General features: G+C 60.9%; 21 protein-coding genes. 4 read left to right on the top strand and 17 right to left on the bottom strand.

What is annotated here, in order from left to right; translation table 11 throughout:
- Window positions 1-11: 11 nt before the first annotated feature.
- The 5 genes from AAAX77_RS02590 to AAAX77_RS02570 all read right to left on the bottom strand — a co-directional run bounded on the left by AAAX77_RS02590 (window position 12) and on the right by AAAX77_RS02570 (window position 3,571).
- Entirely contained in the window at window positions 12-368 is a 357-nt protein-coding gene (locus AAAX77_RS02590; protein ID WP_349104656.1) for a hydrogenase maturation nickel metallochaperone HypA, read from the bottom strand.
- A gap of 6 nt (window positions 369-374) precedes the next feature.
- Window positions 375-1,166, bottom strand: coding sequence for a twin-arginine translocase subunit TatC (tatC, locus tag AAAX77_RS02585; RefSeq protein WP_022093860.1), 792 nt, complete (start codon window positions 1,164-1,166; stop codon window positions 375-377).
- On the bottom strand, window positions 1,166-1,747 hold the full coding sequence (locus tag AAAX77_RS02580) for a twin-arginine translocase TatA/TatE family subunit (RefSeq protein ID WP_161159248.1): 582 nt from the start codon (window positions 1,745-1,747) through the stop codon (window positions 1,166-1,168). Before AAAX77_RS02580 ends, tatC begins: the two co-directional genes overlap by 1 nt.
- A 153-nt stretch (window positions 1,748-1,900) precedes the next feature.
- Window positions 1,901-2,215 (bottom strand): STAS domain-containing protein, encoded by a 315-nt coding sequence (locus AAAX77_RS02575; protein WP_035137695.1) that lies wholly within the window; start codon window positions 2,213-2,215, stop codon window positions 1,901-1,903.
- 51 nt (window positions 2,216-2,266) lie between these two features.
- On the bottom strand, window positions 2,267-3,571 hold the full coding sequence (locus AAAX77_RS02570) for an aminotransferase class I/II-fold pyridoxal phosphate-dependent enzyme (RefSeq protein WP_349104654.1): 1,305 nt from the start codon (window positions 3,569-3,571) through the stop codon (window positions 2,267-2,269).
- A gap of 149 nt (window positions 3,572-3,720) precedes the next feature.
- Between AAAX77_RS02570 and AAAX77_RS02565 the strand changes: the two genes are divergently transcribed.
- Entirely contained in the window at window positions 3,721-3,975 is a 255-nt protein-coding gene (locus AAAX77_RS02565) for a hypothetical protein (protein WP_055285533.1), read from the top strand.
- Between the two features lie 332 nt (window positions 3,976-4,307).
- Here AAAX77_RS02565 and nhaA read toward each other — a convergent pair whose 3' ends face one another.
- The 7 genes from nhaA to AAAX77_RS02530 all read right to left on the bottom strand — a co-directional run bounded on the left by nhaA (window position 4,308) and on the right by AAAX77_RS02530 (window position 11,891).
- Window positions 4,308-5,666, bottom strand: a complete 1,359-nt coding sequence (nhaA, locus tag AAAX77_RS02560; protein WP_349104653.1) for a Na+/H+ antiporter NhaA — start codon at window positions 5,664-5,666, stop codon at window positions 4,308-4,310.
- A gap of 267 nt (window positions 5,667-5,933) precedes the next feature.
- Complete coding sequence (locus AAAX77_RS02555; protein ID WP_006235927.1) at window positions 5,934-6,857, bottom strand: manganese-dependent inorganic pyrophosphatase; 924 nt, start codon at window positions 6,855-6,857, stop codon at window positions 5,934-5,936.
- Window positions 6,858-7,025: 168 nt separating this feature from the next.
- Window positions 7,026-7,979 carry an ROK family protein gene (locus AAAX77_RS02550; RefSeq protein WP_035137699.1) on the bottom strand — a complete coding sequence of 318 codons (954 nt, stop codon included), beginning with the start codon at window positions 7,977-7,979 and terminating at the stop codon, window positions 7,026-7,028.
- Window positions 7,980-8,220: 241 nt separating this feature from the next.
- Complete coding sequence (locus AAAX77_RS02545) at window positions 8,221-8,553, bottom strand: PTS lactose/cellobiose transporter subunit IIA (RefSeq protein ID WP_199576444.1); 333 nt, start codon at window positions 8,551-8,553, stop codon at window positions 8,221-8,223.
- A gap of 9 nt (window positions 8,554-8,562) precedes the next feature.
- Window positions 8,563-8,865: a PTS sugar transporter subunit IIB gene (locus tag AAAX77_RS02540; RefSeq protein WP_035137700.1), complete on the bottom strand. Its 303-nt coding sequence runs from the start codon at window positions 8,863-8,865 to the stop codon at window positions 8,563-8,565.
- Between the two features lie 161 nt (window positions 8,866-9,026).
- Window positions 9,027-10,370 carry a PTS transporter subunit EIIC gene (locus AAAX77_RS02535; protein ID WP_118226878.1) on the bottom strand — a complete coding sequence of 448 codons (1,344 nt, stop codon included), beginning with the start codon at window positions 10,368-10,370 and terminating at the stop codon, window positions 9,027-9,029.
- A gap of 120 nt (window positions 10,371-10,490) precedes the next feature.
- Entirely contained in the window at window positions 10,491-11,891 is a 1,401-nt protein-coding gene (locus AAAX77_RS02530) for a glycoside hydrolase family 1 protein (protein ID WP_349104651.1), read from the bottom strand.
- 303 nt (window positions 11,892-12,194) lie between these two features.
- Here AAAX77_RS02530 and AAAX77_RS02525 point away from each other — a divergent pair, with 303 nt between their 5' ends.
- Both AAAX77_RS02525 and manA read left to right on the top strand, forming a co-directional pair.
- Window positions 12,195-12,914, top strand: coding sequence for a GntR family transcriptional regulator (locus tag AAAX77_RS02525; protein ID WP_156598143.1), 720 nt, complete (start codon window positions 12,195-12,197; stop codon window positions 12,912-12,914).
- A gap of 68 nt (window positions 12,915-12,982) precedes the next feature.
- A complete protein-coding gene (gene manA, locus AAAX77_RS02520) occupies window positions 12,983-13,921 on the top strand; it encodes a mannose-6-phosphate isomerase, class I (RefSeq protein WP_349104649.1) in 939 nt (312 codons plus the stop codon).
- Window positions 13,922-14,202: 281 nt separating this feature from the next.
- Here manA and AAAX77_RS02515 read toward each other — a convergent pair whose 3' ends face one another.
- Together AAAX77_RS02515 and AAAX77_RS02510 are read right to left on the bottom strand one after the other, a co-directional pair.
- The gene (locus AAAX77_RS02515) at window positions 14,203-17,049 is read right to left on the bottom strand and encodes a UvrD-helicase domain-containing protein (protein WP_349104648.1); all 2,847 of its coding nucleotides are present in this window, start codon (window positions 17,047-17,049) and stop codon (window positions 14,203-14,205) included.
- Window positions 17,050-17,344: 295 nt separating this feature from the next.
- Window positions 17,345-18,325 carry an undecaprenyl-diphosphate phosphatase gene (locus tag AAAX77_RS02510; RefSeq protein WP_035137704.1) on the bottom strand — a complete coding sequence of 327 codons (981 nt, stop codon included), beginning with the start codon at window positions 18,323-18,325 and terminating at the stop codon, window positions 17,345-17,347.
- A gap of 246 nt (window positions 18,326-18,571) precedes the next feature.
- Between AAAX77_RS02510 and AAAX77_RS02505 the strand changes: the two genes are divergently transcribed.
- Window positions 18,572-19,009, top strand: a complete 438-nt coding sequence (locus tag AAAX77_RS02505; RefSeq protein WP_006235921.1) for a universal stress protein — start codon at window positions 18,572-18,574, stop codon at window positions 19,007-19,009.
- Window positions 19,010-19,302: 293 nt separating this feature from the next.
- On the opposite strand, the gene AAAX77_RS02500 is transcribed toward AAAX77_RS02505, so the two are convergent.
- The 3 genes from AAAX77_RS02500 to AAAX77_RS02490 all read right to left on the bottom strand — a co-directional run bounded on the left by AAAX77_RS02500 (window position 19,303) and on the right by AAAX77_RS02490 (window position 21,932).
- Window positions 19,303-20,346, bottom strand: coding sequence for a sensor histidine kinase (locus tag AAAX77_RS02500; protein ID WP_349104645.1), 1,044 nt, complete (start codon window positions 20,344-20,346; stop codon window positions 19,303-19,305).
- 9 nt (window positions 20,347-20,355) lie between these two features.
- A complete protein-coding gene (locus AAAX77_RS02495; RefSeq protein WP_217750588.1) occupies window positions 20,356-21,027 on the bottom strand; it encodes a response regulator transcription factor in 672 nt (223 codons plus the stop codon).
- 173 nt (window positions 21,028-21,200) lie between these two features.
- The gene (locus AAAX77_RS02490; protein ID WP_349104643.1) at window positions 21,201-21,932 is read right to left on the bottom strand and encodes a hypothetical protein; all 732 of its coding nucleotides are present in this window, start codon (window positions 21,930-21,932) and stop codon (window positions 21,201-21,203) included.
- Window positions 21,933-21,943 lie beyond the last annotated feature (11 nt).

Genomic DNA, 21,943 nt, shown 5'->3' with positions numbered 1-21,943 from the left:
TGGCTAGCGGGCTAATCGTCGGGGGTTTCGATTTCGATACATGCGATGTCGAGCTCGCGGCCGTGCAGCAGACGCACGTTGGCGCCGCCACATTGGGGACAGCGGCAATGGAAGCGATCGTGCTCAAAGACCTCCCCGCAGTCCAGACACTCGCTTTGTGGATGGACTTCCTCCACGACAAGCTCGCAGCCTCGCGTGAGCGGGTCCTCATCGCGAAATGTCTCCCACGCAAAGTCGAGCGCCTCGCGCACCACTTCGGTCATATCCCCGATACGCAGCGTTACCAAAACGGCGCGCGAGGCCCCCGCCCCACGCGCCGCGCGAATCACTGTATCGAGTATGCCGTTGACAATGCCAACCTCGTGCATACCGATTTACTCCTCGTCGTCCTCATCGTCCGAGAACAGGTCCAGACGGCTCACAAACAAGCCCTCCTTGCCCTCGCGCGCGGTAATGACCACGCGGGCAATGGCGAGCGAAATCTCGTAGAGCGAGAGCAGGGCACCATACATGAGGCCCAGCGTAACGGGCGAGCCGTCGGGCGTAATCACAGCCGAGCCCACAAGCAGGCCCACGTACACGTAGCGCCAGGCGCCGCGGAAGGCCGCGTAGGACACGATGTGGAAGACGGACAGGTAGAAGATGATAAGCGGCAGCTCAAACGCCACGCCAAAGCCGATCATAAAGAGCAGCTCCATGTTGACGTAGTTCTCCAGGTCGGGCAGCGCCGTGGCGACGGCCGAGGTCTCGCCGATAAGCCACTCAAAGCCCGCCGGGATGATGATGAAATAGCAGAAGATGGCGCCCAGGAAGAACAGCACCGTCGAGGCGAGCACCGTGGGCACGACCCATTTGCGCTCGTTGGGACGCAGCGCCGGCAGGAAAAATGCTAGAATCTGCCAGATGATCATGGGCGTGCACATGACCACGGCCATCTTGATGGCCAGCGAGAAGCGCAGGCCAAAGCCGCCGAGCGTGGTGGTGATGTAGAACTTACCGTCCGGCACAAAGGAGCGGATGGGGTCTTCCAGGATGTCGAGCACCACGGGCGTGGCGAAATACAGCACGATGGCGGCGGCAAACACCGACACGACCACGATAGTCAGGCGGCGACGGAGCTCTCCCAGGTGATCGAAGAGCGGCATGCGCGCAGGTCCGATAGGCATTACTCATCGCCTCCCTTCGAGGCGTCGGCGGCAGCGGCGTCGTCCTCGGCCTCGAGCTCGCGGGCGAGCTGGTCGACGACGGCCTTGCGCTTGCGGGGACGACGGGCGTAGAGGTCGGCCGTCGTGGGCTCTACCGGCTCGGGCTCGGGCTCCGGTTCTGCAGCAGGCTCGGGCTCGACGACAGGCTCGGCGGCAGCGGCAGGCTCGGCACCCTCGGCCTCCTCAGCAGCACCCTCGCCCTCGGCGGCAGCCTCGCTCGCGGCCTTCTCGGCAGCAAGGCGGGCACGGCGCTCGGCAAAGGTCTCCTTCTTGGCGGGCGCTGCCGTCTCGGCGGCATCCTTGTCCGCATCGGAATCGTCATCGACGGCAGTCTTCTTGGGCTTGACCGGTGCCGAAGCGGCCTCGCTTACCGGATCGATAATCTCAGACTGAACAACGGCCGTCATCTTTTCCTGCGTCTCGCGGAACTGACGGATGGCACGGCCGATCGTGCGGCCCATCTGCGGGAGCTTATCCGGGCCAAACAGCAAAAAGCCGAAGACCACGATGATCGCGAGCTCACCCTCTCCAATACCAAACACACATACCTCCAAGGCTCGATGTGAGTCGAGCCCGCACCGCGCCATTCGGCCGGAACTCGTCTATTCATTCGGTCAAGTATAGCGCCCGGACGCCAAAACGTCCGAGCGCATCACAAACATATGCCAAACGGCACGCCCTTTTGGGGGCAAAGATTATGCAGCGGTGATCGAAATCTCCTGGTCGACACCCAACAGCTGAACCACGCGCATTACCGGGGGCTGCACATTGGTGCAGCTAAAACGCTTGCCGTGGTCGACCGCGTGGTGCGCGGCGCCCACGAGCACGCCAATGCCCGTTGAATCGATGTAGCTCACCTGGGCAAAATCGAGCTCAACGGCCTCAGTGGGCTGCTCGAGCGCCAGGTCGATGGCATTGCGCAGGCTATCGGCGTTAGAGATGTCGATCTCGCCGGTTACCTTAATGGTGTAGAGCTCTGGCGTGGGGTTGGTGGAAATACCCAAATCCATGTATATGCTCCTTTACGTATCGAAGGTGCGGATAGTACGGGAAGCCGCGCGTTAGGCGCGCTCGGCACGCGCGAGCTCGGCAGCGACAAGCTTAACGGCCAGCACCAGCACATCGAGCGCGGCCTCCAGGTCCTCGACCGTGGGATAGCTCGGCGCGATGCGGATGTTGGTATCGCGCGGGTCCTTGCCATAGGGCCAGGTAGCACCGGCCGGCGTGAGCTTGACGCCCAGGTCAGCACAAAGCGCAGCGACCTTTTGGGCCGAGCCCTCGGGACCATCAAAGCTCACAAAGTAGCCGCCGCGGGGATGCGTCCAAGTGGCGCAACCCGTATCGCCCAGGCCCTCGGTGAGCTTGCGCTCAACGGCCTCAAAGCGCGGGCGCAAGAACTCGGCGTGCTTTTTCATGTGCTCCTTGACCGCCTCGATGGTGGGAAGGAAACGCACGTGGCGCAGCTGGTTGAGCTTGTCGGCGCTGATAAGGCCTGCCTTCAGGCGCTTGGAGAACTCGGTGATGACCGCGGGGCTCGCACCGATAAAGCCGATACCGGCGCCCGGGAAGGTGATCTTGGACGTCGAGGCAAATGCCACCACGCGATCCTCGGTGCCCGCCGCGCGAGCGAGGTCAAAGATGTTTGCGAGCTCGTCGGTCTCGTCGTACAGGTCGTGCACGCAGTAGGCGTTGTCCCAGAAGATGCGGAAATCGGGTGCGGCCGTGGGCATCTCAACCAGGCGACGCACGGTGTCCTCGCTAAAGGTGATGCCCGTGGGGTTGGAATACTTGGGCACGCACCAGATGCCCTTGATGGAGTCGTCGGCGGCAACCAGGCGCTCGACCTCGTCCATGTCGGGGCCGTTGTCGGTCATCGCGACGGGGACATTCTCGATACCCAGGTCGGCGGTGATGCCAAAGTGACGGTCGTAGCCGGGAACCGGGCACAGGAACTTGACCTTCTTGCCGTCGTGCGCGGCCTCGTAAGCCTCCCAGGGCTCGCTGCCGCACGAGCCGCAGCGCCAGAACATGCCGGCGATGTCATGCTCGATCAAAAGGCTCGACGAACCCAGTACGAGCGTCTGCTCGGCGGGGCAACCCAAAAACTCCCCCGCTAGCTTGCGCGCCGAAGGAATGCCCTCAAAGCAGCCGTAGTTGGAGCAGTCGACGTTGCCGTCGTGCAGATCGGCATCGGCATTGAGGATATCGAGCATGGGTCGAGAGATGTCCACCTGGGAGGGCGACGGCTTGCCGCGGGCCATGTCGAGCGCCAGGCCCTTGGCCTTGACCTCGGCGACCTCGGCTTTGAGCGCCTCGATGGCGGCATCGAGTTCGGTGGTTTCCATCTTCTGGTAGATCGTCTGCATGGGTGCGACCTTTCACGAAGCGGTACGTTGCAATTCTTCTAAGTATAGACCGCCACCGTCGCAACGTTATGAAGCCGTGATAGATTAAGTCCATCGCAATGAATTACGAATCGCCGCGCATGCCGGCATGAAGCGCCCAAGGAGGCACTATGGAGTACGGATCGTTCCAGGCCGAGGAATTCGGCGACCTTCAGCGCCTGGTCGACGGACTGTTTTACGACCGCCACGCCATCGACCGCCTGGATCTGATCGTACAGGCCGAAATCTTGGACCTGGCGCCCGATCTCATGGAAATCGTGAACCTGCTACCGCCCGGCTATTACGACCGCCAGTCACTTTGCGACCAGCTCAACTCCGCCTTGGCCGCCCACGGCTGGGGCGCCATCTACGGCACCGTGGAATAAACCTAGTCATTGGGGCCTGTGGTCAAAAAATAGCAAATATGAGTACTGTTACTTTTTTAGTAACAGCGATTTTGAATTAAAAAGGCCAGTCTTGGCCTTTTGTGTCCGGTTTTGGAAGGATGCATCAGCATTTTTCGTCCAGCCACGCAATCGTTAATGCACAGACAGAATAGATTTGTACATTATTTTTCGCGCCTAAAATGAAACGCCGTTTGTGACAGTACTCACAAACGGCGTTTTTTGGCCACTGGGGTGTCCGGCAGGTGGCAAGTACCACTCAAAACCGCGTTTTACACGCGCTCGAGCAGGCTCTGGCGTCTGTTTCTACGCGCCTACTCGTTCTTGGGCGCGGGGTGCTTGCAGATCACACTCATGTAGATCATGCCAAGTACGGCCGCGGTGACAGAGCCGGCGAGAATAGCGGCCTTGGCGGCCAGAACCTCAAACTGGGCCGTCGGGAAGGCAAGGCCGCTGATGAGAATCGACATGGTAAAGCCGATGCCGCCCAGAATGCCCACACCGGCAATCATGTGCCAGTTGACATTGCGCGGCAGCTCGCAGGCCCTAAGCTTAACCAGGGCAAACGTCATGCCAAAGATACCGATCGGCTTACCCAGCAGCATGCCAAAGTACACGCCGAGCGTCACCGGGTCGGTGAGCAGCGTGCTCATGTCCACGCCCACTAGGCGAACCTGTGCGTTGACGAACGCAAAGATCGGCAGGATCACAAAGTTGACCGGCGTGGAGATCAGACGCTCCATGCGAATGAGCGGCGGGGTCACGCGGTGCATGACGCGCTCGACCTTGCTGGTCGAGACGGTAAAGTCATGCTGGCCCAGGATGTGTGCCTCGTCATCGTAGCGGTCATCGAGCAGCGGCAGGCACTCGCCCAACCAATCGGTGAGGCTATCGAGCTTGACGCCGCACTTGGCCGGGATGGTAAAGGCCAAGATGACGCCGGCGAGCGTAGCATGCACGCCGCTCTTGAACATGCAGAACCACAACAGCAGACCCAGTACCGAATACGGGGCAAGGCGGTAATGCTGCGTCTTGTTGAGCCACACGAGCGCGCAGGTCACAAGCGCGGCGGCGCCCAACCAAAACGGATTGGGGCTTTGACCGTAGAAAATGGCGATGGCGGCGATGGAGATGAGGTCGTCGGCGATGGCGAGCGTCGAGAAGAACACGCGCACGCCGTTGGGCACACGGTTGCCCAAAAGCGACAGCACGCCCAGCGCAAAGGCAATATCGGTTGCCATGGGAATGGCCCAGCCGTTGTGCGCGCCGGCATGGTTAAAGATCAGATAGATGCAGGCGGGAACGACGACGCCGCCCACGGCCGCCAGCATGGGAAGCATAGCCTGGCGCGGGTTTTTGAGCTCGCCGACCGTCATCTCATACTTGAGCTCAATGCCCACCAGCAAAAAGAAAATCGCCATGAGGAAGTCGTTGACGAATAGCTCGACGGTGAGACCGGCCGTAAGGTTGCCCAGACCCACATACAGCGGGGTCTCCAAAAAGTGATGGATGGCCTCGTAGGCATCGGTATTGGCGCAAATGACGGCGGCGATGGCGGCGAAGACCATGACGGCGGCGGAAATCGTGCCGTTCTCGGCGATGCGCTCCCAGATGTCGTGGCGCTCAAAACGCTTGCGCTCACGAACGTTGAACAGCTGCTCAGTTGCTGCCATGGGCGGCTCCTTTCACGGGAAAGCTCCCGTCTTAAAAAAGCACGGCCCGCCCAAGTGGCGGCGCCGCGCTCTAACGTATTACGCTTGCATCTAGCCTACCCTGCACGACAAGCACGCAGGCGTGACCGAAAAGCGGAACCACAGGTTGAACATTATTTGCTCAACGGCACGGGCACGCCTGTCCAAGAGACGACGCGGCGCCGCGCACAAAAAACGACCGGAGCGCGGGGCGTCCGCGATCCGGTCGTGGCGTTTGGTCAACTAAACCTAGCAGGCGGCCATGATGGGGGCAGCGACCTGCTTCTTACGGGAGAGGACGCCCGGCATCCAGACGCCGTCGTGCTCGTCGGCAATGCCCAGGCCCTTCTGAGCAGCCTCGGTCTCGCCCTCGAGCAGGACCTGCGAGCCCTCCTCCATGATGTCGGTAATGCACAGGACAATGCCGTCGGCACCCTTCTCGGCGGCGTAGGCGCGCATGGCCTCGCGGATCTCGTCGATCATACCGAGCGCACGGCTCTTGTCGACGGTCTCGTACTGGCCGATGAGCAGCTTCTTGCCGGCGGGCTCGAACATCTTGATGTCGTTGCCGACCATCTCGGCTGCAGTGAAGGAGCCGGACGGACGGGTGAGGAAGACCTCCATGCCAAACTTGACCGGATCGACGCCCACCTGCTCGCCGAGCTTGGCGGCGACGGCGCGATCGACATCGGTGGTGGTGGGGCTCTTGAGCATGAGCGTATCGGTCATCATGGCCGAGAGCAGCAGCTTGGCCTGGACGTCGGAAAGCTCAACGCCGAGCACGCCGGCGAGCTTGGTGACGATGGTGCAGCTGGAGCCCCAGGGCAGGCAGATGTAGTGCAGCGGGCCGGCGGTCTCGAAGTCGCCGATGCGGTGATGGTCGACGACGCCAAAGACCGTGGCGTCCTTAAGGCCGGCGACGGACTGGGCAGACTCGTTGTGGTCGGTGAGGACGACGAGCTGACCGGCCTCGACGGACTCGATCACGCGGGGCTCGGCGATGCCGGCGTCGGCGAGCAGCTTGGCAGACTCGGCCGGAAGCTGACCAAGGGCGCAGGCCTCGTAGGTGTTGCCGGCATACTCAACCTGGTTGAGCAGCTGGGACAGGACGACGGCGCTCATGATGGCGTCGTTATCGGGGTTCTGGTGACCAAAGACAAGAACGTTTGCCATGGATATCCTCCACTTGATATGTGTACTTGGACGTAGCTATGGTAGCACGCCGATGCCGAGCCTTCGCAGACGGAAGGGCCACGGCATATTTTGGGGCGCAGGCACGGGGGCCAAGGCTGTCCCTTTTACACCATGTTGGTGCAATGTAACCTGTCCCCCTTGCACCAGCTATTTACCGGCAGCGCGCAGGGCTACGTAGGCGGCACCGATGATGCCGGCGTCGTTTCCGAGCGAAGCGACCTTAATGGGCGTCTCGCGCGAGGCGGAAAGCGCGTACTGCTTAAAGTGCTCGCGAACCTTGTCGAGGTAGACATCGGCCGAGGCGGAGGCGCCGCCGCCGATGAGGAACATCTCGGGATCAACCACGTTGGCAATAAGCGCCAATGCGCGGCCGAGATAGTCGGCCATGGTATCGGCCGCGGCCAGCGCGAGCTTGTCGCCCTCGCGACAAGCCTGGAACACGTCCTTGGAATCGGAGGGGCCGGTCAGCTCGATGGGCTCGACGCCCGCCTTCTTGCACTCGGCAAGGTAGTTGCTCACCACGCCGGTGGCGCTGGAATACTGCTCCAGGTGGCCATGGCCGCCGCAGCCGCAGGTGCGCTCCTCGGCCGGGTTCAGGCACATGTGGCCAATCTCGCCGCCGGCGCCCACAACGCCCGATACCACGTCGCCGTTAACGATAACGCCGCCGCCCACGCCGGTACCAATGGTGACCATCACCACGTTCTGTACGCCCTTGGCAGAGCCGAGCCAGGCCTCGCCCATAGCAGCAGCGTTGGCGTCGTTCTCGTACTTAACGACCGCGTCGGGGCAGTGCTCCTGGATGGCGATCTTGAGCTCGGGCAGGTTGATGGCGATGTTCGCCTTGACCTTGGCATCGCCCGATGCCGGAATGGGGCACGGAACGGCCAGGCCAATGCCCGACACAAAGGCACGCGGAATCTGGGCCTTGGCGACCACCTGGTCGATAGCCTCGGTCACCGCGGCAAAGCCCGCAGCGTCAACGATGGGAGGCGTGGGCACGCTGGCCTTGGCAAGCAGGTTGCCGTCCTCGTCGAACAGGCCCTCCTTGACCGAGGTGCCGCCGACGTCGATGCCGATGTAATACTGCTTAGGTTCCATGGGAGCCCGCCTTTCTCGTTTAAACATTGCCTGTATGGTACCGCTCCCAAGGCAAAAACCTACCAAAAAGGGACAGGTTTGTTTTGGCAGGTTTTATCTGGGAAAACGCGAATGGTCGCTTAATAGGTCGCGCAAGACCTTCCCCAAATATAAAGGCGCCGGGAGGCGGAGACTCCCGGCGCCCGTCAAAGGGACTGTGTTGTCTGTTGGACCGCACGGCCCATCGCGGCGATAACGCCGACTAGGCCTGAAGTACCTGCAGCTGCTTGTGAATCTCGATGAGCTCCGTCGCCATGACGCGCATGGTCTCGGTACCGGCCATCTGGTCCTCGGCATGCAGCAGAATCAACGGGGCCTCGCCGTTACGCTCGCCGTTGGCCTCCTTCTTCAGAAGCCCCATGTGAACATCGTGGCCACCGTTATAGGCCTCGTCGCCCTGCTTGATAAGCTCCTCGGCGGCGTCAAAATCGCCCTCCTTGGCCTTTTGCACGGCATTGATGTACATGCTCTTGGCGGTACCGACGTAGCTGATGATCTCGAAGCAGGTCATCTGCAGTTCGTTCATATCCTCCATGCGGAGCACCTAGCCCATCACGCTGACGCAGTGGTCGATGATGCCGGCAGCGTTCATGCGGCCGTAGTCGACCATGTTGATGACCTCGACCGGAAAACGACCGGCGGCCTCCTTCTCAAAATCGCCCTTGGTGTAGCCGATCTGCGGACCAAGCAGCAACATGTCGCACTCGTCCAGGTGATCGTGGGCCTCGTTCATGGGACGAGCCTCGACCTCAATATCCAGACCACGGTTTGCAACCTCGGCCTGCATCTTCTGGACCAGCAGGCTCGTGGACATGCCGGCATTGCAGCAGAGCATGATCTTCTTCATGGTTTCCTCCTTATAACTGCGCGGCGCGCAGACGACAACTGGTTGTATTCCTTGCGGCTATTGTGCCCGCTCCCCTGTATCTTTACGCAAGGGAGAGAGCCGCGGGCACCGGCACCGCGTACCGGCGCCCGCAAAGGTGAAAGGGACGAACGTTAGGCGTTCTACTCGGCGAGAGCCTCCTGCTTGGCGATTGCCTTCTCGGAAATCTTCATAAAGGGCAGGTAGACGGCCATGCCAATGACAATCTCGAGAGCCTGCCACACGCCGGCGCGCCAGTCAAAGCCCGTAGCGAGCAGGGCATTGATGACGGGAGGCATGGTCCAGGGCACCTGGGCGATGCAGGGGCTGATGATGCCTGCGCAGGTAAGGCCATAGGTGATGCCGATGAACAGATCGGGAAGAAGGACGAACGGGATCATGAGCGGCAGGTTGTACACGATGGGGTAACCGTAGATAACCGGCTCGTTGATGTTGAACAGACCAGGCAGGATAGCCATCTTGGAAACGGTCTCGGAAGCCTTGTTCTTGGAGAACAGGAGCGTGTCGAGCAGAAGCATGAGGGTGCAGCCCGAGCCGCCGATGAGGGCGAAGCTGTTAACGATCTGCATGTTCATGTAGTGATCGGGCTGGATGGTGCCACCGGCGGCAAAGGTAGCCATGTTGTCGACGATGAGCATGGTCAGGATCGGCTCGACGGTAGCGCCAGAGATGGTGGACTGGTGAATACCGACGCAGAACAGCAGGTTAGCAAGGGTGTAGATGAGGATAACAGCCCACGGACCGGCGTTCATGATGCTCTTGAGCGGGTTGGAGATGCACGTGGAGATGATGGTGCACAGATCGGTGCCGGCGCACACGGCGAGCAGGGCTGCGGCAAGAGCGAAGATCGCGAGGTTGAGCAGCATCGGGATCATGACGTTGAAGGAGTTGGAGACCGCGGGAGGCACGCCCTCGCCCAGCTTAACCTTGAGCTTCTCGACGCCAGAAATCTTGATGAAGAGCGAGACGGAAAGCAGGGCGATGATAATAGCCGAGAACAGACCGTTGGTGCCGGTGTTGGCAGTCGAAAGGGCGCCCGTGACCTCGGCGGAGGTGATCTTGTCGGTGAGCAGCGGGCTCGTGGCGGCAAGCGAGGCGGTGATCTGCTGCGGCATCATGATGACGAAAGCAGAGATAGCGACGACCACGCAAGCGAGCGGGTTATCGAAACGCTTGTTCTTAGCGAGGCTGTAGCCAATCAATCCGGCCAAGATAATGGCAGAGACGTTGAGGGTGCCCAGCGTAATTGCCGAACCCCACGTCTGAAGGTTGGCAAGGCCCGCCGCATCGAGCGGGAACAGAGGGAACACGACGTTGTTAATAAGAACCGCGATACCCGCAAGGATATAGAGCGGCGTGATGGTCGCGAAGGCGTCACGCAGGGAACGCAGGTGAACCTGGTTTCCCACCTTCGCAGAGACCTCGGCAAACTTGTCGAGGAAGCTCTTTCCGTTGTCACTGGCCATGATTGCTCCTAACTTTCAAATCCGGCCTTTTCCTATGCGCACGGTGGTCTGTCGCCCTCTGCCACCAGATGTGCCATGTGTTGCGCGCAGCGGCGCGCGGTCTGGGCGTTCGCCCGTTCGCTAATCAACCACGTGAGTCGTGGCGACCTGCTTGAGCCAAGCTGCCGACTTCTTAAGGCGGCGCTTGTAGCCGTCCATAAGGTCGACCTCGACAAAACCGTAACGGTTCTTAAAGGCATTCGCCCAAGACCAGTTATCGATGACGGCCCAATAATGGTATCCACGGCACTTGGCGCCCTCGGCAATTGCCTTGGCAACCCACTCCAGGTGCTGGCGTACAAAGTCGACGCGGTAGTCATCCTGGATGGTTCCTTCGGCGTCTCGGTTCTTGTATTCGTCCATGATGCCGATGCCGTTCTCGGAAACGAACCACTCAAGATCGGGGTAGTTCTTAGCGCAGTCCATGCCAAAGTCGTAGAGGCCCTGCGGGTAGATCTCCCAGCCGCGGCTCTCGTTCATAACGGCGTCGGGCCACACGTACTCGTCGGCAAAGTGCGGCAGACCGTACTGGTCGATCTTGCTCGCCGGCGCCTGAACGCGCGTGGGGTGGTAGTAGTTGCAACCGAGCCAGTCGACAACACCCTGCTTAAGAATCTCTTGGTCGCCGGCACGGAACGGAAGCTTAACGCCGCCCTCGGCCAGGCTGTCGAGCACGTCGGCGGGAAGCTCGCCCTTGGTAATGAGGTCGAGCCACCAGCGGTTGTTGATGCCGCTGGTCATACGCACGGCCTCGAGGTCCGCCTCGCTGGGGTTCTCCTTGGTGTAGACCGGGGTAAAGCAGTTGATCATGCCGATCTTGGCATCGCTGCGAACGGCGCGCTCGTCATAGGCGCGACGGTAGTTGGCCACGGCCAGCGCATGTGCCAGCGAGATGTGATACTGCACGGTGCGAGCGCGGCTAAAGTCGTGGAGCTGCGGGAACCACACGCCCTCCTGATAGCGCTGCTCGGGCTCGACGATGGGCTCGTTAAAGGTGAACCAGTACTTGATCTCCTGGCCAAACTCGTGGAAGGCGACGTCGGCGTAATGTGCGTAAGCCTCGACAACCTCACGGCTCTCCCAGCCGCCACGGTTAAAAAGGTAGGTGGGCATGTCAAAGTGGTACAAGTTGACAAACGGCTCCAGGCCGGCTTCGCGAGAGGCGCGGAACAACTCGTGATACCACGCGGCGCCTTCCTCGTTGAGGTTGCCGTCGGCATCGAGCAGACGGCTCCACTGGATGGAAGTGCGATAGGTATCCAGGCCCAAGTCCTTCAAAATGCGAAGGTCTTCCTGGTACTTGGCCATAAAGTCATTGCCGGCGTAAGAGCCAACGCAGTTGTAGAACGAGCCCAGATCCTGGATGGACCAGGTGTCCCACAGGTTCTCGAGCTTGCCGCCCTGGTTCCACTGACCCTCAGTCTGCGGGCCGGACATAGCAGCGCCAAAGAAGAAGTCGTTGGGCAGCTGATACTGTGCCATCAAAGTCCTCGCTTTCGTGTTCTAGAGCTTCCGGTTGGAGACGGGTTTGCTTTGGCAGGTTATCCGGCGCGGGCGCGCACCGGTCATACCGATATCCAACCCGCCAAAACAAAACCGTCCCCAAACGGTCGATCCTGTTCTGCGGAAAGATTCCGTTCGTTGCTTAAACTATAGCGCTCTAATTCTAAAAGTAAAGCGTCTTTTTCTTTTTTCTTTCTCGAGCTTCTTAGATAAAGGTTATATGGGTGCCTTGTTAAGGGTTATACTTACTTGCGTATTGATATATGTCGGAAAGGAGGTTCAATGATTCCCAAATACGAGGCGATAGCTGCAGATATTCGTCGAAGCATCGAGGATGGCACTCTTAAACCGGGCGACAAGCTTCCCACCGTCGTTGAGTTCTGCGAGCTCTATAGCGTTTCCAAAATCACCGTCAAACGAGCTATCGAGCAAATCACCGAGGAAGGTCTTATTACCAGCCGACGCGGATCGGGTACCTACGTTAAGGACACGGCGGGACTTCCCGGTCAGGCGTTTTTCCAGGGCAAAAACGACCGTGCCCAGGGCTTTTCGTATGAGCACCGCGGGGAGAAGGTGACCTCGGTGGTCTACGATTTCTCGATTGTTAATCCACCAGCGGACATCGCAGCCCAGCTGGGAATTGCCGAGGATGACTTTGCCTATCACATCGTGCGCGTGCGTCAGGCCGATGAGAAGCCCATCGTTATCGAGTACACCTACATGCCCCTCGAGCTGATTCCAGGCCTTAAAAAGAAGGACCTGTACGGATCGGTCTACCACTTCATCCGCGAGCAATGTGGGCTGAAGATTTCGAGCTTCCACCGTACCATTCGCGCCGTGGCAGCAACCGAGGAAGAAGCCGAGCGCTTGGACACCAAGCCTGGCTCTCCCCTGCTCGAGCTCACCCAGATTGGCTTTTTGGACAGCGGCGCCGCCTTTGAGTATTCGGTCTCGCGCAACGTTGGCGACCGCTTTGAGTTGCACAACGTAACGTTGGCATAGGTTTTTGTAGTCATCCGGGCGCTCGCTTTGAGCTGTTTTGTGCAGCGCCCGCGCAACACAATGGGGGTATGAACATGTCCGATTTGATTAAGCTGACGCCGATCTTCCACGAGAAGATCTGGGGCGGTCGCCAGCTCGAAACCGTATTTGGCTACGACATTCCCGATGGCCCCATCGGTGAGTGCTGGGCCATCTCGGCCCACCCCAACGGCGACTGCCAGATTGCGGAGGGCCCGTATGCCGGCCACACGCTGTCGTGGCTGTGGGCCGAGCATCGCGAGCTCTTTGGCAACTGCGAGGGCAAGGAGTTCCCGCTGCTCATTAAGATTCTGGACGCCAAGGACGACCTTTCGATCCAGATTCATCCCAACGACGAGTACGCTGCCGAGCACGAGAACGGTAGCCTGGGCAAAACCGAGTGTTGGTATGTGCTGGACTGCGAGCCCGACGCCACGATCATCGTCGGCCAGCGTGCCAAGGACCGCGCCGAGGCCGCACAAATGATCGAGGAAGGACGTTGGGACGACATGCTCAACGTGTTGCCGATTCACAAGGGCGACTTTTTCCAGATTGATTCCGGTACCGTGCACGCCATCAAGACCGGCACGCTCATTTTGGAGACGCAGCAGTCGAGCGACGTGACGTATCGTCTGTACGACTACGACCGTCCCGGCACTGACGGCAACCTGCGCCCGCTGCACATTGAGCAGAGCCTCGACTGCATCGACTTTGATGCTCAGGCTCCGACCGACGGCACGGTGACCGCGCCCGAGGTGGACGGCGTGACCGAGCTCGAGTCCAACCCCTGCTACACCGTCGATCGCGTGCGCGTCAACGGCAGCAAGACCCTCGACCAGCGCTGGCCCTTCATGTGCCTGTCGGTCATCGACGGCGAAGGCACCGTCTGCGGCGACCCCGTCCACAAGGGAAGCCACCTGCTGGCCCCGAGCACCGTCAGCTCCATCGACCTCGAAGGCAAGATGGGACTGATCATCAGCCACCTGTAGGTCGCACCAACAACCCAAACGCAACAAGGGGCTCTCCCGTCCATGTGCGGGAGAGCCCCTTGCCATATCTATTTATCAGCCCACCCGGCTCTCCAGATCAAAAAGCGAACGAGCAGAGCGACGTTCGCAAGCACCGTTACCCAAGGACCTGGGCGGGCGTATAGGGCAACATCGATCGCGAGTTCCGCACGCAAAGGAGAGCACTTAATGTGCTCTCCGTCTTGCGCAGGACTGCCCGAGCAGGCGATGTTGCCCTATACGCCCGCCCAGGTCCGCCAGGATCACGACAGCTTGACGATCGGCGCGAAGCCCTTCATCAGCTTTTTGGTCTGACCGGTCTTTTCGAATTGAACCTCGATCATGTCTCCGGCGACCGAGATCACGGTACCCGTGCCAAAGGTCTTGTGGCTCACGGTATCGCCTGCGGCAAAGTCCTGCGATGCGCTGGCGCGATCAACCTTGCGCTCCACCGTCGGGGACACCTTGGACGAGGGCTTTTTGGCTCGCGGTGCGCCCGAGCCAAAGGTCGAGGCAACACGGCCAGCGTCGGGCGAGACCCCACGATGGCGCTCGGTCCCGTAGCTGCTGCCACCAAAGAAATCGTCAAAGCTCGATCCGCCGCGCGAACCGGAACCGCCAGTCGAGCGCGTATGCGAACCAAATACCTTGCCGCCGTACATATCCGAACCCATGCCCGAGCCAAAGGTGCCGTGACGGTCGCCGCGCTTCTCCCAACCCGTGCCTTCAAAACCGGCAGAACCGATACCGCTAAACTCGATATCCTCAAACGGAATCTCGTTGAGGAAGCGCGAGCGCGGGTTGGCAGAGGTCGAGCCGTAGGTGCGACGCGTGGCCGCATAGGTCAGGAACAGGCGCTTACGGGCACGCGTGATGGCGACGTAGGCCAGGCGACGCTCCTCCTCGAGCTTACCCGGGTCATCGCTGCCGCCAAAGTCGTGCACGTGCGGGAAGATGCCCTCCTCCATGCCGGCCACGAACACCGCCGGGAACTCCAGGCCCTTGGCGGAGTGGATGGTCATCATGGTAATGGCATGCGTCTCGCCGGCCAGGGAATCCAAGTCGGAGCGCAGGGCCAGCCACTCCATGAGTGCCGGTAGCGCCTTACAGGTGAGCGGACCATAGGTGCGCTCAATCTCGTCGGCATGCACGGCACCCGCCGGCATCCCCGTCGGCGCGGCATACGCGTTGCCCGCGATGGCGGCGGCCAGGGCATCCTGCGGCGAGAGCGCCGGGGCGGCTAGGCTATCGAGCGGATTGGAACCTGCGGCATCGCGCGCGCCGACGAGTGCCTCAAACGAGGATGCCGGGGCAAATGGCCCCGGTTCGGGCGCGGGCGCGCTCACCACGACGGGCTCGGCGCCGGCAGGCACGTCGGCAACACCAGCTGCGCGCAGCTCTTCCAAGCTCTCGAGCGTACCCTCGATGTCCTCGTGCGTCTCCTCAAATTCGGCAGCGACGCCCAGGAATTCCTGGATGTTCTCGGCACGGCTCTCAGACTCCATGGTGCCCTCGGCGCGAAACGCCTGCAGCAGACCCGTCTTATCGACAATCATCTCGACGACGTCCTTGAGCTCGCCGTCCATGCGGCGGCCCTCGCGCACCAGCGACACAAAGCTTGACAGGCCATTGCGGACCTTGGCGCTAAACATGCCGGTTTCGGCACACGCAATCTCGCAAGCCTGGAAGAACGAGCAACGGTTGTCGCGCGCCAGCTGCTCGATTTTTTGGATCGAGGTGGAGCCGATGCCACGGCGCGGTGTGTTGATGACGCGCTTGACGCTCATCTCGTCGGCCGGGTTCACGATCATCTTAAGGTAGGCCATGACATCACGGATCTCGGCACGGTCGAAGAATCGCGTGCCGCCCACGATCTTGTAGGGCACGCCCGCGCGCAGGAACATATCTTCGAGGATACGCGACTGGGCGTTGGTGCGATAGAACACGGCAATGTCGTCGTAGCTCGTGCCTTTGGCATGCAGCTTCTCGATCTCGCCGGCAATCCAGCGGCCCTCGTCGCGCTCGTCGCTCGCCTGGAAGGCCTGGATCTTCTCGCCATCGCCCTCGGCCGTAAACAGGCGCTTGTCCTTGCGCTGCGAGTTGTGGCGTACCACGGCGTTGGCGGCGTTCAGGATATGACCCGTGGAACGATAGTTCTGCTCCAGCTTGACGGTCTTGCAGTTTTTAAAATCCTTCTCAAAGTCCAGGATATTGGTGATGTCGGCGCCACGCCAGCTGTAAATGGACTGGTCATCGTCGCCCACGACCATGAGGTTTTGGTACTTGGCGGCAAGCAGGTTGGCAATCTCATACTGGACGTGGTTGGTGTCCTGATACTCGTCGACGCTAATGTAGCGGAAGCGCTCCTGGTACTTGTCGAGCACCTCGGGGCGGGTGCGCAGCAGCTCGAGCGTGCGCACGAGCAGGTCGTCGAAGTCCATCGCGTTGGCGGCACGCAGGCGGCGTTCCAGCTCCAGGTAGACCTGCGCGGCCTTTTTGTCGTTGGGGCTGTCGGCGGATTTGAGCATGTCCTCGGGGCCGATCATGGCGTTTTTGGCCGAACTGATCTTGCTGCGGATCATATTGATGGGGAATTGCTTTTGCTCGATACCGAGCGCCTGCATAATATCGCGCACCATGCGCTTGGAATCGTCGTCATCGTAGATGGTGAACTGACCGGTGTAGCCCAGCAGGTCAGCGTCCTCGCGCAGCATGCGCACGCACATAGCATGGAAGGTGCACACCCACATGCCGCGGGTACCGCTGGGGATGAGTGCCGCCAGACGCTCGCGCATCTCGGCCGCGGCCTTGTTGGTAAACGTGATGGCAAGGATCTGCCAGGGCTTAACGCCCAGGTCGCCGAGCATATGTGCGATGCGGAAGGTCAAGACGCGGGTCTTACCCGAGCCGGCGCCGGCAAGGACCAGCAACGGACCCTCGGTGGTCAGGACCGCCTCGCGCTGGGCGGGATTAAGGCTGTCGATGTCGACGAGCGGCTTGGCGGGTTTGGGTGCCGGCGCGGGAGCGTCGTAAATGTCGAGCGGCACGGATTCCGGCGTGGGCGGCACGGGTACCGCGGCGTTCTTTTCCCAGGGCAAGGGCTGGGTCATGGGCGACTCCTCATCTGACGGACGGCGCGCCTGCGGGCAGCGCCATAGTTTGAGCCGTACCAGTATACCGAGCCGCGCGGACACCGACGCAAATCACACCACGACTCCGTGCGTCACCGTCAGGCCCGCCCAGCGGATTTGGTGCAATGGAGCCACCGATGTCATGGCAACGGTAGCGAGCGGCGGCCGGGGCGAACAAATTGGCATGAAAAAGGGGGCGGCATAGACCTTTTGGTCATGCCACCCCCTTTGAATGACAAGTTGTCGCCCCGGCCGCCGCGCAGCGTCGACTAAGTTAGAGGCCGAGCATCGGCTCCAGAACGAAGAAGTATGCGAGCACTACGATGCCCAGGATGATGCGGTAAACACCGAAGCACTTGAAGTCGTGACGGCGGACGAAGCCCATGAGCCACTTGATGGCGATGAGCGAAACCACAAAGGCCACAACGCAGCCCACGCCCAAGATAGCGACCTCGTTGGCGCCGAACGTGCCGCCCTTGATGAAGTATTTGACCAGCTTGAGTGCACTCGCGCCAAACATGACAGGGATGGCCAGGAAGAACGTAAACTTGGACGCCACCGAACGCGTACAGCCCAAAAGCAGGCCGCCGATGATGGTAGAACCGGAGCGAGACGTACCAGGCACCAGCGAAAGCACCTGGAAGCAGCCGATACCCAGCGCAGTCTTCCAGCTCAGGTCCTCGAGCGTGGCGATGGAGCCAAAGTCCAGATTCTCGTCATCGTCCTCATCCTCAGCGGTAGCCGCGGCGGGCGCCGCAAAGTGTGCACCGGCGGGACGTCCACCCGACACCACAGCACGCGAACCAAACGAACCGGCAACGGCCATTTCCTCGCGCTTGTTCGCGCGCCAGTTCTCGATCACGATAAACAGCACGCCGTACACAATGAGCGCCAGCGCCACGACGGGAGCATTGTAGAAATGCTCCTCCATCCAGTCGTTGAGCGGCAGGCCGATCGCCGCGGCGGGAATGCAGCCGAGCACAATCTTGCCCCACAGCACCCAGGTGTCGCGACGGCCCTCCTTGCCCTTGCTGGGCGAGAACGGATTGAGCTCATGGAAGAACAGCACACAGACGGCCAGAATGGCGCCGAGCTGAATCACGACCAGGAACATATTCCAGAACGTCTCGCTCACGTTCATCTTGACGAACTCGTCCACCAAGATCATGTGACCGGTCGACGAAACAGGCAGCCATTCGGTGATGCCCTCGACCAGGCCCATGAAAGCAGATTTTAGAAGCTCGATGATATCCAAAGGGACCCCCTCGTTAGACACCCGCCGATATTGTTCTGCGGACGGTGCGGGCGATGTCCCATTATCAACCGTTCGGGCGCGTCTGCGCCTACCCTTACCAAAAAACTCGTCCGTTCACAGAATTGCGAGCGGTCAAACCCAAATCCTTGGGTATAACTGCAACAAGATAAAGTGTCCGGCGGCCACGCATCCGCGCCCGCCCGATGCACGAGCCCCACGCCCGTGCGATAGACCAAGGAGGAAACCATGAACGAGGGCTACACCAAGGTATTTGTTTCACTCGACGGTACTGAGCAGCAGGATTTTGTGCTCGCACGCGCCATCAAGGTCGCCGCGAACAACGGCGCCAAGCTGATAATCGGCCACGTTATCGATTCCACGGCGCTCGAGAGCGCCGGTTCCTATCCGGTCGATCTGGTCAACGGCCTAGAGGAGGCATTTAAGAACTCCATCGCCAAGCAGCTCGAAGAGGCTAAGGCCAATCCCGACATCCCCGAGGTCGAGGTCATGATTCGCGCCGGCCGTATTCGCGAGACGCTCAAGGACGAGATGCTCGACGTAGTCAAGCCCGACTTGGTGCTCTGCGGCGCACGCGGCCTGTCCTCGATCAAGTATGCGCTGCTGGGTTCGATTTCGACGTTCCTGCTGCGCAATACGGACTGCGACATCTTGGTCGTGAAGTAGCGTTGCTCCCGCCGGCCGCGGGGCCTGCGGGGTTTCCACGGGCACGTCCTCGCCGCGTTGCGGCTGCGGGATGTGCCCTTAGGAAACCCCTCCCGGCCCCGCGGCCTTCGCAGTCTTACTTCAACGAGTTGTCTAATGGAAAAATGGCGTGCCGCCCCGTTTGGGGCGGCACGTTTTTTATGGGGGATTCATTTGAGCCCCATAGTTGTGTTCGCGTTCGGGAACATAGCGCCAATTGCCTTAGCTATGTTCACGTTCGGGAACATAGCCGTCCGTGCCGCAAGACGGCCCGCCTACTCAAAGTATTGGAACTTGTTGGTTGAGAAGGCAAACGTGACGACAAAGCCTTTGCCGGAGTCGGATGCTGCGGTGACGTCGATGCCCATCTTGGAGCACAGGCGCGCCACCAGATAGAGACCGATGCCCGTTGCGCGCTTGGTGGTGCGGCCGTTGTCGCCGGTAAAACCCTTCTCGAACACACGCGGCAGGTCGGCCGCGCTCACGCCGCAGCCGTTGTCCGCGACGGTAAGCTCGATGCGCTCGCTCGCCAGGCCCTCGTCCAGCAAAGCACCCGAAAACACAATCTTTGCGCCGTCCTCACGCGCATATTTAATGCTGTTCTGAATGAGCTGGCCCAGAATAAACTCGAGCCATTTCTCGTCGGTAAAGACCTCAAAGTCGAGGTTCTCGCACACCGGCGCCACGCGTGCCGCGATGAGCTCACGCGCATTGGCCTTGATTGCGCCCGTCACCAGAGCCTTGAGGTTCCAACGTCGAATCAGGTAATCGCGCTCCACAACCTCCGAGCGCGCATAGTAGAGCGCCTGGTCGATATAGCGCTCCACGCGGGCAAGTTCGCGTGCCAGGTCGTCCACGCGCGACAGGTCGTCTTCGCCGCTGTCTAGGTTTTCCAAAATCAGGTGAGCCGCCGCCAGGGGCAGCTTGGCCTCGTGGACCCAGCTCTCGATATAGTCCCGATAGTCATCGGTCTGACGCCGGCCTTCCGCCACTTCATCGCAAGCGGCTTTGCCCACCCGGCGCAAGACCTCGTACTCGAGCTCGCCCTCGGCATAGGTCGGGCATTGCACCATCTCCTGCACCCATGCGGGACTCTCGAGCTCCTCTGCCGCGCGCTCCAGCTGGCGCAGAAAACGACGACGGCGCGCGTACTCGATCACGATGCCCAGCATACCGAAGATAAAGGACACGCCGACCGCCACGACCACGATAGAGACGGGTGCGCCGGCGACCGTCAGCACAAAGCAGCTCAGCAGCACGCCGCACGTCCACACGGCGACGGGAAGCAGCGCATCTTTGAAGAATTTGGCGAACGACATAGCCGGCCCCTAGACCGAATAGCCTTGGCCGCGGTGCGTCGTCAAATACCCCTTGATGCCGATTTTTTCGAGCGTGGTGCGCAGGCGGTTGATGTTGACGGTCAGTGTATTGTCGTCCACGAAGGCGTCGGAGTCCCACAGGTCCTGCATGATGGCCGAGCGCGAGACGATCTTGCCCGCGCGGCTCAGAAGCAGCGAGAGGATACGCAGCTCGTTTTTGGTGAGCTCGGTGCTGGTGCCCGTTTGCGTGTTGGTGACCATGGAGCGTGCGAGGTCAAGCTCCAGTCCTTTGTGGACGAGCGTGCTGCGCTCGCCCGCCGCCGCGGTGCGACGCAGCAAGGCATTGATGCGCGCCACGAGCACACGGGCGCTATAGGGCTTGGGAACAAAGTCGTCCGCGCCGAGCGTCATGGCCATGACCTCGTCAATCTCGGTCGCGCGCGACGTGAGGACGATGATGGGAACCTCGGATTCGCGGCGAACCTCATGGCAGATATGCTGGCCGTCCTTGACGGGAAGCGTCAGGTCGAGCAGCACCAGGTCGGGCGCGGCGGCGAGAATATCGCGCGAAACATGCTCGAACGATTCGCAGGCCTCGACCTCAAAACCGGCACGGGCAAGGATGTCGGCAAGCTCGCGACGAATGGGCTCGTCATCCTCAACGATATAGATTAGCGCCATGGATTCCGCCCCCCTCTTGGTTGTCTTGCCCCATTATGACCGCGGATCCGCAGATACGCGCCTCACGCGGCACCAAAGTGACAGAACTGTTCGCGAGTGGCAGAGGCTTGCCTCTCGCTCGCGACGAGCACGGGAATTAAATGAGTTTTTAATCCCCGTCCCAGAAACATCATTTAGCGGCGGGCACGGAGCTTTTCGTAGCCTTCGGCGAAGAAGGCGACCGTGGCGGCGTCGGAGTCGGCGGCGTCGGAGTCGGCGGCGGCAACCACACCGTGCTCGTCACTCACCAGAAACAGCGCACCCTTGAGCTGCGCGGGAATGTCTACGCGCGTGACCGGGATGCCCTTGGTCTGGGCCAGCTGCTCGATGAGCGTCGCCGTGCCGCACAGGCACTCGTCCGCCGGCGCCACAAAGGCAAGCTCGCCGTTGTTGACGGCGGCGAACAACTCGGGCGCCACGCCGGTCTCGTCGGCCTCGGCGCGGGCCTCGGCGGAACGGGCACGCAGCGCCTTGGCCGACGTATCGGCGAGCGGCTCGTACTCCCCCACCGTCATGGCGGCGTTGCCGTTGACGTCGATCACCAGCATGAGCACGCCGTCGCGTGCCGTGTAATCGCCCTCGGCAAGCGACCACTCAACGTGCTGCTTGGCCCAGCTGAGCATGTTATGGGTAAGCGGCTCGCCCTGCACCAGGCGCTCGGACAGCGCACGAATGTGGCGGTTGAGCATGGGCACCTTTTTGTTGGACATGCGCCAACGACAGACAAGCGCGGGCTTGTCGAGCGTAAACTTCTCGACCGCCTCCTGATTGGCGCAAAATTCCTCGTACGCACGCTGATCCTCGGCATTGCCAAACAGCTCGGCATCATCAATCTGGGGCATGGTCATACCTTTCGTGTTAGTCATTCCGTCCTCTT

This window comes from Collinsella sp. CLA-ER-H6 (genome assembly GCF_040092305.1).
Lineage (GTDB): Bacteria > Actinomycetota > Coriobacteriia > Coriobacteriales > Coriobacteriaceae > Collinsella.
This window is presented reverse-complemented; position numbering and strand designations above follow the sequence as displayed.

Bases quoted from the DNA above. Each gene is read 5' to 3' on its own strand.
- nhaA (WP_349104653.1), bottom strand. From the start codon at position 5,666: ATGGCAGCAACTGAGCAGCTGTTCAACGTTCGTGAGCGCAAGCGTTTT.
- AAAX77_RS02505 (WP_006235921.1), top strand. From the start codon at position 18,572: ATGAACGAGGGCTACACCAAGGTATTTGTTTCACTCGACGGTACTGAG.
- AAAX77_RS02515 (WP_349104648.1), bottom strand. From the start codon at position 17,049: ATGACCCAGCCCTTGCCCTGGGAAAAGAACGCCGCGGTACCCGTGCCG.
- AAAX77_RS02555 (WP_006235927.1), bottom strand. From the start codon at position 6,857: ATGGCAAACGTTCTTGTCTTTGGTCACCAGAACCCCGATAACGACGCC.
- AAAX77_RS02565 (WP_055285533.1), top strand. From the start codon at position 3,721: ATGGAGTACGGATCGTTCCAGGCCGAGGAATTCGGCGACCTTCAGCGC.
- AAAX77_RS02525 (WP_156598143.1), top strand. From the start codon at position 12,195: ATGATTCCCAAATACGAGGCGATAGCTGCAGATATTCGTCGAAGCATC.
- AAAX77_RS02490 (WP_349104643.1), bottom strand. From the start codon at position 21,932: ATGACTAACACGAAAGGTATGACCATGCCCCAGATTGATGATGCCGAG.
- AAAX77_RS02590 (WP_349104656.1), bottom strand. From the start codon at position 368: ATGCACGAGGTTGGCATTGTCAACGGCATACTCGATACAGTGATTCGC.
- AAAX77_RS02545 (WP_199576444.1), bottom strand. From the start codon at position 8,553: ATGGAGGATATGAACGAACTGCAGATGACCTGCTTCGAGATCATCAGC.
- AAAX77_RS02535 (WP_118226878.1), bottom strand. From the start codon at position 10,370: ATGGCCAGTGACAACGGAAAGAGCTTCCTCGACAAGTTTGCCGAGGTC.
- tatC (WP_022093860.1), bottom strand. From the start codon at position 1,166: ATGCCTATCGGACCTGCGCGCATGCCGCTCTTCGATCACCTGGGAGAG.
- AAAX77_RS02530 (WP_349104651.1), bottom strand. From the start codon at position 11,891: ATGGCACAGTATCAGCTGCCCAACGACTTCTTCTTTGGCGCTGCTATG.
- AAAX77_RS02570 (WP_349104654.1), bottom strand. From the start codon at position 3,571: ATGCAGACGATCTACCAGAAGATGGAAACCACCGAACTCGATGCCGCC.
- AAAX77_RS02495 (WP_217750588.1), bottom strand. From the start codon at position 21,027: ATGGCGCTAATCTATATCGTTGAGGATGACGAGCCCATTCGTCGCGAG.
- manA (WP_349104649.1), top strand. From the start codon at position 12,983: ATGAACATGTCCGATTTGATTAAGCTGACGCCGATCTTCCACGAGAAG.
- AAAX77_RS02500 (WP_349104645.1), bottom strand. From the start codon at position 20,346: ATGTCGTTCGCCAAATTCTTCAAAGATGCGCTGCTTCCCGTCGCCGTG.
- AAAX77_RS02540 (WP_035137700.1), bottom strand. From the start codon at position 8,865: ATGAAGAAGATCATGCTCTGCTGCAATGCCGGCATGTCCACGAGCCTG.
- AAAX77_RS02550 (WP_035137699.1), bottom strand. From the start codon at position 7,979: ATGGAACCTAAGCAGTATTACATCGGCATCGACGTCGGCGGCACCTCG.
- AAAX77_RS02575 (WP_035137695.1), bottom strand. From the start codon at position 2,215: ATGGATTTGGGTATTTCCACCAACCCCACGCCAGAGCTCTACACCATT.